Origin of the sequence: Schleiferilactobacillus harbinensis, assembly GCF_008694105.1 — a bacterium.
Lineage (GTDB): Bacteria > Bacillota > Bacilli > Lactobacillales > Lactobacillaceae > Schleiferilactobacillus > Schleiferilactobacillus harbinensis.
Genome location: NZ_CP041364.1, coordinates 286,081 through 298,130, shown reverse-complemented (window position 1 = coordinate 298,130; position 12,050 = coordinate 286,081). Strand labels below are relative to the sequence as shown.

Here is a 12,050-nt window from a genome sequence, read left to right as displayed (position 1 = left end):
TTAATCCACTTCCGCTTTCAATTCTAAGATAGTATCGCGCAGCGTGGCCGCCGTTTCGAAGTCCAGCTTCTTGGCGGCATTCTGCATTTGTTCCGTCAAATTATTGATCAATTCAGTACGTTCCTTCTTCGTCATTGTACTCAGATCCACACTGGCCGTCTTCTCTTTGGTCGCTTCATCAGCGTCATCCGCCGGCCGCATGACTGAAATGGCATCCCGAATCGGCTTGACAATCGTCGTCGGGGTGACGTCGTGCGCCTCGTTGAAGGCCTCTTGTACCTTGCGCCGGCCACGGGTCTTAGCAATGGCCTCTTGCATCGAATCCGTCACCTTGTCGGCGTACATAATCACTTTACCGTTGACGTTCCGCGACGCTCGGCCAATGATCTGGGTCAGCGACTGGGCAGACCGGAGGAAGCCTTCCTTGTCGGCATCAAGAATACAAATCAGTGAAACTTCCGGAACATCGATCCCTTCCCGCAGCAGGTTGATCCCGATCAAGACATCAAATACACCGAGCCGCAGGTCGCGAATGATCTGAGTCCGTTCCAAAGTCTTGATATCTGAGTGGAGGTAGCGCACCTTCATACCCATTTCTTTGAGATAATCGGTTAAGTCTTCGGCCATTTTCTTCGTCATCGTCGTGATGAAAACCCGCTCGTGTTTCTCCACGCGCTGATTGATCTCACCGACCATATCATCGATCTGACCCATAATTGGCCGGACTTCAATGATGGGGTCAAGTAACCCGGTCGGCCGAATGATCTGGGGGACATGGTCCTGGGTCCGGTCCATTTCATAGGGTCCCGGCGTAGCGGAAACATACAGAATCCGTTTGACGTGTTCCTCAAACTCATTCAGCTTCAACGGCCGGTTATCCCGGGCACTGGGCAAGCGGAAGCCGTAGTCCACCAGCATCTGCTTCCGCGCCCGGTCGCCATTATACATGCCGCGAATCTGAGGCATCGTGACGTGGGATTCATCAATCATAATATTGAAATCATCTGGGAAGAAATCCAGCAGCGTATGGGGCGGCACGCCCGGCGCGCGGCCTTCCAAGGGGGCCGAGTAGTTCTCGATCCCGTTGGTGTAGCCCATTTCCCGCATCATATCGATGTCGTAATTGGTTCGCTGTTCCAGCCGCTGGGCCTCCAATAGTTTGCCGTGCTCCCGGAAATTCTTCAGTTGGCCCTGCAGTTCAGTCTGGATGCGCTTGATGGCGCCCTCCATCTGTTCGTCGTTGGTCATAAAGTGGGTCGCCGGAAAGATCGATACCTGATCCCGGGTCCCGATAATCTCGCCGGTCAGCGCATCTACTTCGACGATGCGATCAATTTCATCCCCAAAAAACTCGACCCGAATCGCATTTTCGTCGTTGGAGGCGGGGAAGATTTCCACCACGTCCCCCCGGACTCGGAAGCGGCCCCGTTGAAAGTCGATATCATTGCGTTCGAATTGAATCCCGACCAGTTCCCGGAGCAATGTATTCCGGTCGATCTGCATCCCTTGGCGCAAAGAGATTACGCTCTTGGCATATTCCTTAGGATCCCCCAACCCGAAAATACAGGACACACTGGCCACCACAATGACGTCATTACGCTCCAACAGTGCACTGGTCGCGGAGTGGCGCAATTTATCGATCTCATCATTAATGCTGGCATCTTTTTCAATATACGTATCACTGGAGGGCACATAGGCTTCAGGCTGATAGTAATCATAATAACTGACAAAGTACTCCACCCGGTTGTGGGGGAAGAATTCCTTGAACTCGCCATATAATTGACCAGCCAGCGTTTTGTTGTGGGAAATGACCAATGTCGGCTTGTTCAGCCTCGCAATCACGTTCGCCATCGTGAACGTCTTACCAGTCCCCGTCGCCCCTTCCAGGACAACCTCTTTATCCCCTTGCTGGAAGTCCTTCGTGATCCGGGCAATCGCTTTACCCTGATCCCCGGCCGGCTTGTATTTCGAAACCAAATCAAATGGTCTGTCAGGTTGACGTGTAATCATAGTTAGGCAAAATCCTCCTCCACAAAAGCTGATAAGCGAACGAAGCGCAAAAGCCAAAAAATGACTCTTGCGCCGCATATTACGTACTACTAATTCAACAGAAATATTGTACCACAGAGAACATACTTTCGCCAGAGAGGGCGAAGGCGACCGGTCAGAAGCGTAGGGATAAGGACGGCCAGGCACAAACCCCGGTTTTGGGTTTTTGCCTGGCCGTCCTTATCCCCTAGCTTCTGGTCGCCTGAGCCCGTTTAGGGGCGGCAGTCACCTAGCTTCTGGTCGGCGGAGCCCGTTTAAGCAGAGACCAGCCAACTTCTGGTCGCCTGAGCCCGGTTAGAAGAAGCCAGCCTACCGCGCCACATGATACGCCGGCACGATCTGCTTCGTAATCGCGGCCAGCTTATCCCGATCCGAAAAGTCCTCATTCAACAGATCCGGCATGATGTTCTCCAAGAAATACTGCACCGACGGCATCGCTTTAAATGATACGATCGTTGTCAAGCTCTCCTTGAAAATATCCATATACACTGTCTCCGGATTGCCCTTTTGGATTTCCCCAAAGGACTCATACAGCAGATCCACCTTATCGGCCACCGACAAGATTTTACCTTCCAGCGAATCATCTTTGCCCTCTGACAACCGCCGACGGTAAATGTCCTGCAGTTCTTCCGGAACTTCATTCTGAATGAAGTTCTCAGTCATATGATCCTCCACCCGGGCCAGCATATGCCGCAGCTCCGGAGTGGCGTACTTCACCGGGGTCTTAATGTCCCCGATGAACCGTTCCGTATAATCATGGTTCAATGATTTTTCGTACAGCATCTTCCAGTCGATGGTGTTTCCGGCCTGTTCCTCAATGTCGCCCAGCATTTGGGCGATCGCTGCCACCTTAAATGAATGGGCAGCAACGGAATGCTGCTGATACTTGAAGAACCCCGGCGCCCGATCCAACCATTCCAAATTTGTTAACCCCGTGATGTACTGATGCAGACCCATCCAGACCACTCTCCATTTCTGATTTTGAATTGTCCGTATGTTACCACGTCCGGACACCCAGTACAAGCATGACAGATTCTCTGCCAATAGACAATTCAGCCCCACCGGCAGCAACGTGTCAATGGGGCTGAAAGTTATTTCATTACATTTTCAAAAGATAGACCAACCATTACGCTTTAGTGAAGGCAGTCAGCGCCTGTTCAAAGTCATCCAAACGCTTGTGGGCCGCGTCTTGGGAATCAGACTGAGTGCCCACATAATACTTGATCTTCGGCTCCGTCCCAGACGGCCGAATGGCGATCCAGGTGCCATCGCTCAAGATGAACTTCAAAACATCGGACTTCGGCAGCGTCAGCTTCTCCGTGCTGCCATCCGCCAACTTGGCTTGGCCGGCCTTGTAGTCTTCGGTCCGGGCAACCTTAACGCCGGCAAACTCGCTGGGCTCTTCTTTCCGGAACTTGGCCATCAAGGCACTCATTTCTTCAGCGCCCTTGATACCCGGGAAGTCTTGGGAAACGGTCTTCTCCGCGAAGTAGCCGTATTCCTTGTACAGCTCTTGCAAGCCGTCATATAGCGTCTTGCCTTGGTGCTTATAGTAGGCCGCCACTTCCGCCAGCAGCAGTGTCGCCTGCATGGCATCCTTATCCCGCACGAACGGCTTGATCAGGTAACCATAACTCTCTTCGAAGCCGAAGAGGAATTCGTGCTCGCCGGTTTCTTCAAAGTGTTCGATCTGCTCGGCGATAAACTTGAAGCCGGTCTCCACATTGATCATCTGCATGCCGAAACTTTCGGCAATCTTAGTGGCCAATTCAGTAGATACAAAGGACTTCACGACGGCCCCATTCTTAGGCAATGTGCCGGCATTCTTCCGGGCCGTCAAAATGTAATGCAGCATGATGCTGGCGATCTGGTTCCCCGTCAGCAGCTGATACTCGCCGTTGGGCAGCCGCACTGCCGTGCCTAATCGGTCGGCATCCGGGTCCGTGGCGATCAGTACATCCGCGGATTCTTCCTTGCCCAATTGAATTGCCAAGTCAAAGGCTTGGGGGAATTCAGGGTTCGGGAACGGTGTCGTCGGAAATTCAGGATCCAAAATGGCCTGCTTCGGCACGATGCGGACGGCCTGGAAGCCAGCGCCCTGCAGTACCCGTTGGGCCAAGACCTTGCCGGTCCCGTGCAGCGGACTGTAAATCAGCTTCATGTCCTTGCCGTCACTGGCAATCAAATCCGGATTGATGGTGACAGACTTCAACGCCGCCAAGTAAGCTTCGTCCACATCTTCACCGATCAAGCTCATGATTTTGGCTTCCCGCAGCTTCTGTTCTTGAACGACGGGAATATTGAAGATATCCGTCACTTCGCGGATGTACTTGGTGATCGTATCGGCCTCTTCCGGCGGCATCTGACCGCCATCCGGCCCATAGATCTTATAGCCGTTGTATTGCTTCGGGTTGTGACTCGCGGTGATCATGATCCCAGCATAAGTGTGCAGGTGCCGAATCGTGAAGGACAGTTCCGGAGTCGGCCGCAGGGAGTCAAAGACAAACGATGGAATCTTGTGGGCCCCTAAGACCCGCGCGGATTCATGCGCAAACTCTTGGGAATGATAGCGGGAATCGAAACTAATCGCGACCCCCTGCTGCTTTTGCTCTGCGGGTAACTTGTCCATAAACCGGGCCAAGCCCTCAGTGGCTTGGCGCACGGTGTAAATATTCATCCGATTGATGCCCGGACCCATCACGCCGCGCATGCCGGCGGTACCAAACTCCATCGGAGCAGTAAAGGCGTCTTCCAGATCGTCTTCATGCCCTTTCATCTGAGTCAGTTCCTCGGCTAAATCGGGTACGAGGGTAGCTTGTTGCCATTGCTGATAATTATCTTGCCAGCTCATCGATAACAGCCTCCTAAAACCAATTTTTGATTCCACTTTCATTATACATGGTTGTTGGGAAAAGCGATGATGTAAGCCCTCAAAAAAATTACTAAATCAATGGTAAACGTTTCTTTATATTTACTAAACATTTTACCTGAGCGTTGTAAAAAAGCGCCTGTCCACAGGACAAGCGCTTCTCAATTCACAATAGACTGTTTGGTCAGGGTAATTAAGCGTGCGCCTGCGTGGCGGATACTTTGTCGCCCAATTCTTGGATATAGTGGTAAACCTGCTGACCGGCGAGGCCGCCTTCACCAACGGCAGTGGTGATTTGGCGCAGATCCTTTTGCCGGGCATCGCCGACAGCAAAAACGCCAGGCACCTTGGTCCGCATATGATCGTCGGTGATGATCCAGCCTTGATCGTCTAAAATCGGCAGATTCTTAAAAGCAGCGGTCATCGGCGTAATGCCCACATAAATGAAGACACCGCCGACCGCGATCTGTTTCTCTTCACCGGTCACTTTATCTTTATAAGTGACACCGGTGACCTTCTTCCCGTCGCCATCAATGGATTGCAACTGGGTGTTCCAAACAAAATGCATGTGGTCATTGGCAAACGCCCGGTCCTGCAAGACCTTCTGGGCGCGCAATTGATCCCGGCGATGCAGTACGTGTACATCCGGTGATAATTGGGCCAGGTACAGGCCTTCCTCAACGGCTGAATCGCCGCCGCCGATGACGGCTAACGGCTGACCTTTGAAGAAAGCGCCGTCGCAGACTGCACAGTACGATACGCCTCGGCCCGAATACTCTTCTTCGCCAGGCACGCCAACCTTGCGGTGTTCCGCCCCGGTGGCTAATACGACCGCCTTAGCTTCGTAATCGTCTTCGTCCGTGTGAATCAGCTTGGTGGCGCCGTGGTCTTCGATGCTGCTTACTTCACCGTAAGCATATTCCACGCCGGCTTGTTCTGCTGTCGCGTACATCTTCTCCCCCAACTCGGGGCCAAGCACATCGGTAAACCCAGGATAATTTTCAATCGCTGCGGTGTTGTTCATCTGGCCGCCATAAATCCCGCGGTCCAGCATGACCACCCGCAGATTGGAACGGGCAGCATACAACGCGGCAGTCATGCCGCCCGGTCCTGCACCGATCACGACGACATCATATTCTTTGGCCATCAGCAACACTCCTTACTAAAAATAAGTACATGTCATACTATACATGAATTCTACTAATAAATCTACCACTTGGCTCAGTCGCTGACCAGCCTGCGCAAATAGGCGCGCAGCGGTGCGGCAGTATCCGGATCAGTCAGTGCCAGGTCAATATTGGCTTCCAACAGACTGAGGCGGCCGTCGATGTTTTCCCGAGGACCACCATAGGGCAGCCCGGTCAGATTTCCTTCAGCCGCCAAAGCATTCAGCGCTTGGGCAAATTGTTGTTGATCTGCGGGATATTGGGCCAGTTGATCAAAAATGGCGGCCGAAAACACATACCGGCCGAAGACTGCATCCTGGCTAGGCGCCGTGGCCGGCGTCGGCTTTTCAGCAATCCGCTTGATCTGGCCGGCCGCTTTGTCCGCCCACTCCACGATCCCATATTGCTCGCTTTGCTTGGCCGCAATCGGCACCGTCGCCAGCATTTGCTGGCCGCTGGCCGTGTGGGCCTGCCACAACTGCTGCAGCAACGTGGTTGGCAGCGGCAGCACATCATCCGACAGGACGAAACAGAAGTCTTCCCCATCAATGAAATCCTCGGCCAAAGCCAGGGCACTGCCGATGCCATCCGCGGCTTGCTGGCGGATAAAGTGCAAATTCACCGCTGTAGAAGCAGCAATATCGGCAAGCTGGGCCGTATCGCCCTTCGCCCGCAGGAGATGCTCCAATTCCGGCGCCGAATCGAAATAATCCTCGATGGCCTGTTTGCTCTTGTTGGCCACCAAGAGAATATCGGTGATGCCATTGGCCTGCAGTTCCCGCACAATGTAATCAATGACTGGGCGGCCGCCCAAGGGCATGATCTCTTTGGCCACGGCCTTGGTCAGCGGCATGAGGGAACCCCCCAGACCGCCGGCAGCGATGACGGCTTTCACCATAAACGAATGCTCCTTTACTGTCTGTTAAAAATCAATCTCCGGCTTAGCGATTCGGCCCATCAAGGCATCGATACTGTCTTGCAGCGGCCGCTGGCGATACAGCACTTCATAAATAGCTTCGCAAATCGGCATATCCACTTGTGCTTGACTGCTCAAGTCATGGGCCGCCTTCGCGGTAGGCACGCCTTCGACCACCATGCCCATGGTATCCAAAATGTGCTGCAAGGGTTCGCCTTGCCCCAATCGATTGCCGCAGCGCCAATTCCGGGAATTCGTACTGGTGCAGGTCACGATCAAATCGCCGAGACCAGAGAGGCCGCTGAACGTCAGGGGATCTGCACCGAAGGCCACCCCCAGCCGAGCCATTTCGGCTAAGCCCCGGGTCATCAAAGCGGCTTTCGTATTATCCCCATAACCCAGCCCATGGATGGCGCCGGCACCGATGGCGATCACGTTCTTGATTGCGCCGCCCAGCTCCACCCCGACAACATCTGGGCTGGTATAGATCCGCATGAAATCATTCATCACGATCCACTGGACCCACGCCGCGGCATCATCGTTAGCAGACGCTGCGGTAAGGGTCGTAATATCCCGCTTGGCCACATCTTCCGCGTGGCTGGGCCCGGACAGGATCACAATATCGCCGCGGACAGCCGCCGGGATTGATTGACTCAAGACTTGAGAAATACGATCCAGTGAGCCTTCTTCCAGCCCCTTTGCGGCCGAGATCAGGAACGGCCGGTTGCCCTCTTCATTTAAGATAGCACCAACCTTTTCCGCCACCGAGCGAATGGCTTGAGTAGGAATTACAAAGAAAATGGCTGCTGCGCCGGTGACCGCTTGGCGCAAGTCCGTCGTCGCTGCAATACTCTCGTCCATGTGCAAATTGGCAATGTAGTGCGTGTTCGTATGGTGTTCGTTGATTTCAGCAATTTCTTGGGGATTGCGGCCATAAATCGTGACGGCATGGCCGTTTTTTGCCAAGACATCCGCCAATACACTGCCCCAGGAACCAGACCCGAGCACGGTGAGATGCAATTGTCGCTTAGCGTTCATAAGGATATTTCAACCCACTTCCATCAAGATACCAAGGATTATTTGGCTTGCGTACGCGCCGGTAGATAATCAAAAACACTGCACCGACGAAGAGGATCGCAGACAATAACTGAGACACCCGAACGGGGCCGAACAGATACAGACTGTCCGTCCGCGTGCCCTCGATCCAGAACCGCGCGAAGGAGTACCAGGCCACGTAGCTCAATACCACTTCGCCGCGTTTAAATAAGTGCTCCCGATGACGCAGGGCCAGCAGCAGAATGACGCCCAGCAGGCTCCACATCGACTCATATAAGAAGTCCGGCTGATGATATACCCCGTTGATATTCATCTGGTTAATGATAAAAGTCGGCAAATGAATGCTCTCTAGAAACGCCCTGGTCGTTTTCGCGCCAAATGCTTCCTGGTTCATAAAGTTGCCCCAGCGGCCAATGGCCTGGGCCAGCAGCACGGTCGGCGCCACAATATCCAGCACCAGCCAGGCCGGCAGCATCCGGTAATAACAATACACGACCAGCACAATCAGCCCAGCGATGATTCCGCCGTAAATGGCCAAACCGCCCTCCCAAATGGCAAAAATCTCGCCGGGATTGGCGGCGTAGTATGACCAGCGGAAAATCACGTAGTACGTCCTGGCCCCGATCACACCGATCGGCAGCATCCATAATAACAAATCGACGATATCGTCAGGGCTGATCTGACGCCGATTCGCCTCCCGCATGGAAAGAATAACGGCAATCACCACACCGGTGGCGATCAGTACGCCGTACCATTTGATTTGCAGTGATCCCAGGCGCAGCGCCACGGGATTCAGGGCAGCAAGTGACAACATAGATCCATCTCCTAAATATCCGAGTTTTTACTTTTCTTCGTCTTCCGCAGAATGTTCCTTAATCAAAGAATTCAGATTCCGTTCGAAGACCTTGGTGGCATCGTAACCCATTGATTGGGCTCGGAAATTCATCGCCGCCGATTCAATAATAATGGCCAAGTTCCGGCCGACTTTCACCGGAATGATGATCTTGGGCAGGGCCACATCAAAAATCTGCTGGAACTGTTCATGAGCCCCGATGCGATCGTAATTCTTATCCGGTGACCAATTTTCCAAATGGACGATCAGCGAAATTTCAGCCGAATCCCGCACCGCGCCGGCACCAAACAGATTCATCACATCAATGATGCCAATCCCGCGAATTTCCAATAAATGGCGCAGGATCTTTGGGGCTTCGCCCACAATGGTTTTTTCATCCCGTTGATAGACATCCACCCGATCATCGGCGATCAGTCGGTGGCCCCGCTTGATCAGGTCTAGGGCCGTTTCTGATTTACCAACGCCAGAATCCCCGGTGATCAGCACGCCCAAGCCATAGATATCCACCAGAACACCGTGCATTGACCGGCGCTCTGCCAATTCTTCTTCCAGAAACTCGGTCACGACACTGGATAACCGGGACGTCGGCAACGGTGATCCCAGTACCGGCAGTTTCGCCCGGTTGGCTTCAGTGATCATTTCCGCCGGTGGTTCGTAGCCCCGGGACACCAGAAATGCTGGTGTCTCGGCGGTGGCCATCCGGCCCAAGACAACACTCAGCTCGTCAGGGGTCATCCCCTTAGAGAACGAAATTTCGGTCTTGCCAAATAATTGAATCCGATTGCTGGGATAATAGCGAAAATAACCGGTCAATTCCAGGCCCGGCCGGGAAATATCACTCACGGTCACGGTGCGGTCTGCCATGAACTCCTTGCCGGAGAACACTTTCAGATCTGTTTCCTGGACCAGCTTAGCCACTGGTACTGCATCTGCCATAGTTCAACCCTCCATTGCGATATACATGCTAAATCATACCATAATCGGCGCCGCTTTTTTCTCGCTGACAGAAAAACGACGCTCACCGAAGTCAGCGTCGTTAGTTGATTTGTTAATTAGCCGGACAATTAGAAATCATCCCAAGTATCATCCTTGCCCTTGTCCTGTTTCGGCTTGGCCTCGTTATGGATCTCGCGGCGCGGCCGATTAGGTTGATACGGATGGGCATAGGGCGTCCCGCGGAAATCAGTGGGCCGCTTCGGCCGCTTCGGTGCGAAAAGCCACCGGTAGATCAGATAGATGACCAGCACCGGGAAGAAGAAGCGCAGCAAACCGATGACCATGGCCAGCATCCCAATCCCAGTCGCAAACAGGACCACGAGTAAAACGGGAATCAGAATCAAAAGCACCAATAGTGTAATCATTTTTAGAAATCACTCCAATTATCATCGCTGCTATTCTTAGACCGCGGCTCTTCCTGGGGCTGACTCGGCTTCGCCGGCTTTTCCGGCCGCGGCGCCAGCGGCATGATCATGTCCAGGACGATGTAGACCACGAACATGGTCCCAAAACTGGGCATTAACAGGACAACGAAGAGAATCCGCAGCAGCGTGCTGTCCCAGCCGAAGTATGCGGCAATCCCGCCGAGGACACCATCGACCTTGCGATCGGTCCGCGACTTCATTAATCGTCTCGTGTTATTTCGTTCATTCATGGTCTGCTCGTCTCCTCTAATTCTTAGTCGTTATCCTTTAACATGATGGCGCCAGCGCCAGCGGTCAATTGCAGTTCCGCCACATCACCGGAATCCGTAGTGCGATCCAGTGTCAAGCGCTGACCAACCGTGCCGCGGACCGGTTCACTGGTTAAGCCGGACAAACGTGAGCGCACAGCCCCAACCTTGCTCTGGGCCTCGCCGGTCAGGCCGAGACTAGCCGGTACGGATACCTTGATCGTGCCGCTGGTAGAATTGGCCACCAGCTTGTGCAGGTCGTTGGTTTCCGCAGTGACCCGAATCGTCCCATTGACGGTGCTCAACTCGGCACTCTTGAACGGCGCCTTGGCGGTCAGCGTACCGTTCATGGTCTGGGCCAGCAATTCATCCACTTTGCCGCTGTCGTAGTTCACGGTGCCGTTGATGTCTTCCACATTCAGCAATTGCAGCGTCACGTTGGCAAAGCTCCCAGTCCCATTGGTCAGCTTGGCATAGAAGTCTTGACCATTGAATCCGTCGACGGCCAGGTTGCCGTTGAGGATCTTCACCGAGGTGTGATCGTACAACCGCTTGGGCAGATAAACATCCAGGTCGGCCCGAATCCGCTTATTGGGTACTGAGAATACAATGTGCTCATTTGAAACGTCGATCTGACTGCGGGCAGTCAATGCCGCCAACGGAGTCGGTTCATCATAGTGGCCATAAATCTTGAACTGACCGCGAATCGATACGTTGTCGTTGATGGACGGCTTAATACGAATGTCACCATTGGCGATACGCATCTCAACCGCCGGCGCGTCAATGTGCTCGAACAAGAATTCATGGTCGAAACTGGCACTGACCACACCGGGCACCTTGATCTTCACGTCTTTCCAATCCACGTTGTCGGTGACACTGGTCACCGCGTCGCGGACGGCTTGGCCGACTTGAGTGCCTAAGCTGCCCATCCGCTTGCCAAAGTCGCTGAAGGTTTGGGAGAAATCCCCGGCCCAATCCGTATCTTCGAATTCCTTCTTCGCATTTTGCCAAGTCTTGGCTTGCAAATCATCAACGACTTGCTTCGCTGCCTGCACTTGATCGCTCAGCCGATCCACGTCTTCCTTCAGCGTGATCAGGCTGGCCTGCAGCTTGGAACGCTCTTCCGCCTTTTCAGCCGGCAGATCTTCCAAATCTTCCAGTGTATCCAAGACGGTGATCTGTTCCTCTGTGGCCCGAATCTGACGCTGCTTCTCCTGCAACTGCTGCTGCAAGTCAGCCAAAGTCTCATGGGCATTGCGTAAATCATCGGAAGCCTGCGCGTCGGCCTCTTCCTGCGCTGCATCGGCACTCTCTTGCTCCGCCGACTTGGCCTCTTCCGCCGCCGATTGCTTCTCTTCTGTGCCGTTATCGGCCTTGTTCGCTAAATTTTCCAATAGTACAATCGCTTCTTGCGAGCTGATGACCCCGTCCTTGACGAGCTGCATAATCCGTTCACGTTCGTTCATTAGTAT

The 12,050-nt window shown here is 53.6% G+C and carries 11 protein-coding genes; all 11 read right to left on the bottom strand.

The genetic code is table 11. From position 1 onward, the window contains the following. Positions 1-2,010 (bottom strand): excinuclease ABC subunit UvrB, encoded by a 2,010-nt coding sequence (gene uvrB / locus FMM01_RS01515; RefSeq protein ID WP_150391497.1) that lies wholly within the window; start codon positions 2,008-2,010, stop codon positions 1-3. 348 nt (positions 2,011-2,358) lie between these two features. Then, positions 2,359-3,006, bottom strand: a complete 648-nt coding sequence (locus FMM01_RS01510) for an HD domain-containing protein (protein WP_150391496.1) — start codon at positions 3,004-3,006, stop codon at positions 2,359-2,361. Positions 3,007-3,175: 169 nt separating this feature from the next. Continuing rightward, positions 3,176-4,900 carry a phospho-sugar mutase gene (locus FMM01_RS01505; RefSeq protein ID WP_150391495.1) on the bottom strand — a complete coding sequence of 575 codons (1,725 nt, stop codon included), beginning with the start codon at positions 4,898-4,900 and terminating at the stop codon, positions 3,176-3,178. Positions 4,901-5,111: 211 nt separating this feature from the next. After that, positions 5,112-6,065: a thioredoxin-disulfide reductase gene (trxB, locus tag FMM01_RS01500; protein WP_027827518.1), complete on the bottom strand. Its 954-nt coding sequence runs from the start codon at positions 6,063-6,065 to the stop codon at positions 5,112-5,114. Between the two features lie 74 nt (positions 6,066-6,139). Next, positions 6,140-6,982 (bottom strand): UTP--glucose-1-phosphate uridylyltransferase, encoded by an 843-nt coding sequence (locus FMM01_RS01495; protein ID WP_027827519.1) that lies wholly within the window; start codon positions 6,980-6,982, stop codon positions 6,140-6,142. A gap of 24 nt (positions 6,983-7,006) precedes the next feature. After that, on the bottom strand, positions 7,007-8,038 hold the full coding sequence (locus FMM01_RS01490) for an NAD(P)H-dependent glycerol-3-phosphate dehydrogenase (RefSeq protein ID WP_035439731.1): 1,032 nt from the start codon (positions 8,036-8,038) through the stop codon (positions 7,007-7,009). Continuing rightward, entirely contained in the window at positions 8,028-8,870 is an 843-nt protein-coding gene (lgt, locus tag FMM01_RS01485; RefSeq protein WP_150391494.1) for a prolipoprotein diacylglyceryl transferase, read from the bottom strand. The genes FMM01_RS01490 and lgt overlap by 11 nt, the downstream gene beginning before the upstream one ends. Positions 8,871-8,897: 27 nt before the next feature. Then, positions 8,898-9,845: an HPr(Ser) kinase/phosphatase gene (hprK, locus tag FMM01_RS01480; protein WP_027827522.1), complete on the bottom strand. Its 948-nt coding sequence runs from the start codon at positions 9,843-9,845 to the stop codon at positions 8,898-8,900. Between the two features lie 128 nt (positions 9,846-9,973). Next, positions 9,974-10,270, bottom strand: a complete 297-nt coding sequence (locus FMM01_RS01475; RefSeq protein ID WP_027827523.1) for a hypothetical protein — start codon at positions 10,268-10,270, stop codon at positions 9,974-9,976. Positions 10,271-10,272: 2 nt separating this feature from the next. Then, on the bottom strand, positions 10,273-10,560 hold the full coding sequence (locus FMM01_RS01470) for a PspC domain-containing protein (RefSeq protein WP_051225083.1): 288 nt from the start codon (positions 10,558-10,560) through the stop codon (positions 10,273-10,275). Positions 10,561-10,583: 23 nt separating this feature from the next. Next, positions 10,584-12,044, bottom strand: coding sequence for a daptomycin-sensing surface protein LiaX (liaX, locus tag FMM01_RS01465; RefSeq protein ID WP_027827524.1), 1,461 nt, complete (start codon positions 12,042-12,044; stop codon positions 10,584-10,586). Between the last annotated feature and the right edge of the window lie 6 nt (positions 12,045-12,050).